Origin of the sequence: Streptomyces sp. SID14478 (genome assembly GCF_010548525.1) — a bacterium.
Lineage (GTDB): Bacteria > Actinomycetota > Actinomycetes > Streptomycetales > Streptomycetaceae > Streptomyces.
On record NZ_JAAGMG010001326.1, the window covers coordinates 1 to 2121 of the forward strand.

The window sequence follows — 2121 nt, forward strand, 5'->3', positions numbered from 1 at the left end:
CTCCCGCAGCCGCTCGACGTCGGGGGTGAGCCGGGCGGCCCGGCGGCCCGCCCACTCCGGCGCGGTGGCGACGACGGCGCCCGAGGCGTCGTACAGCGCGGCCCATCCGTCGACCTGTGCGGCGAGCACGGCGAGCAGCCCTTCGGGGCCCTCGTTCAGGGCCTGCTTGGTCAGTTCGCGCTGGGCGGCGAACCCGGAGGTGACGGCCCGGTACTGGTCGGCGGCGATGGCCGCGGAGACCGCTTTGCTGATGGCGATGAAGGGTGTGCGCGGCGGGACCGCGAGCAGCGGCAGCCCCTCGTCCCGCGCGGCCTTCACCAGCGCGTCCGGTACGTCGTCGTAGTTGACGCCGACCGCGAAGCCGAGCCCGACCACGCCCGCGCCGGCCAGCCGCTTCACGTAGCGCCGCATCGCCTCCGGGTCGCTCGCGTCCAGTTTGAGGGCGGTGATCAGCAGGAGTTCGCCGCCCTCCATGTACGGGACGGGATCGGCGAGTTCGCTCACGTGGGCCCAGCGGACCGGGGTGTCCAGATGCTCCTCGCCCGCGCGCACGCTGAGTTTGAGTGCCGAGTGGTGGACGAGCGAGGCGAGCGTGGGCGGCATGGCGGCCTTCAGGTGAGCGGGAGGTACACGTGGGGCGTGAGCACAGGTTGTGAAGCTTTTGGCCGGTCCGTATGAACGACCAGTGCCGATTCTGCCTCACCGTACGTACGCCCGGGGCCCGCCCCCGAGATCTTCAGGCCTTCCTCAGCTGCGCAGGTCCACGAGCAGCGGCGGCGCGTGCTCCCCGCGCACGGTGGTCAGGGAGAGCACGGCGTGGCCGGGCGGAACGGCGTGGGCGAGGTCGGAGGCGGACCAGCGCTCGCGCTCGACCTGGCGGACGGTGACGGCGCGGGCGGTCGGCGCCCGCCCGGTGATCACCCGCCGCACGGCGTGCAGCGCCTTGCCGGCCGGGGTCTCGGCGATGATCTGCCGGTCGGTGACGTCGCGGGCCTCGGTCCACTCCTTGCCCCACACCTCGGCGAAGTCCTGCCCGTCCCACGGGGTGAGCCCGGCCAGCGCCATCCGGCAGCCGACCGAGCCGAGCAGCGGGGAGCGCAGCGCGCGCGGCACGTCGTCGAGGGTGCGCAGCGTGAGGACGACGCCCGCGTTCGCCGAGCGCAGCCGCTGGATGCCGCGCACGGCCTGCGGGGTGACGACGCCGGTCGCGTCGTCGAGGACGAGGCAGGCGAACAGCGAGCGGTCCTCGCGGACGGCCACGCTGGACATGAACTGCGCGAGCACGAGCCGCGCCAGGATCCGGGAGGCGTCCGCGTGCCCGCGCTCGGGCAGGTCGACGCGGACCCGCACGGGGTGGTCCAGGGCGCGCAGCGAGAACGGCCGGGTGGCGCCCGAGGTGTCGAAGAACGACGCGAACGCGGGCCGGTCGAGCAGGGCGATCCGGTCGGCGAGCACCGCGCCCACATCCCCCGGGTGCCCCAACTGCCGCTCGCGGGCGTCGAGTTCGCGCAACATCGCGTCGTGGCCCGCCTCGGTCAGCGCCTTGCGCAGCGCGTCGAGCGCGGCGGGCACCCCGTCGAGCAGCTGCCGCAGCTCGGGCACGGAGGGGAAGCGCCCGTGGACGGTGGAGAAGGGGCCGAGGAGTTGGGCGAGCACGGTGGTGGAGCGGCGGCTGTCGCCTCCCGGGTGCGGGTCGGCGAGGTCACCGACGAGCGCCTCGGCGAGCACGGCCGCGGCCTCGTCCGGATCCTTGCTGCCGCCGTACAGGTCGAGGTCGTAGACGGAGTCCGGCTGGCCGACACGGACCACGACGTCGTACGTGTCCTGCGAGCCGAGCCCCGCGCCGGCCGCCCCGACGACGACCACCGAGGTCCGTCCGGCGAGCGCCCCCAGGCACAGCGACTCGGCGAGCGGCCACACCAGGCCCCCGGTCTTTCCGGTGCCGGGCGGACCGACGGCGAGCAGCGACGTGCCGATGAGGTCGGGGCCGAGGGCGAGGCCGACGCCCCGGTACGCGTACGGGTTGCGGGCGTCGTCGGCGGCCGTGCCGATCCTGACCTGCGCGGTGGCGAGGTCGTGGCGGGCGGCGCGGGAGGGCAGGTCGCGGGTGCCGGAGGGGTG

Annotated in this window: 1 protein-coding gene and 1 pseudogene; both read right to left on the bottom strand. The window is 75.0% G+C overall.

Annotated features, from left to right (window positions below; genetic code table 11):
- On the bottom strand, positions 1-603 hold a 603-nt coding region (locus tag G3I40_RS42050; RefSeq protein WP_203645799.1), incomplete at its 3' end, for a PucR family transcriptional regulator ligand-binding domain-containing protein.
- 144 nt (positions 604-747) lie between these two features.
- Positions 748-2121: pseudogene (locus G3I40_RS42055) on the bottom strand (ATP-binding protein); the annotation flags it as partial.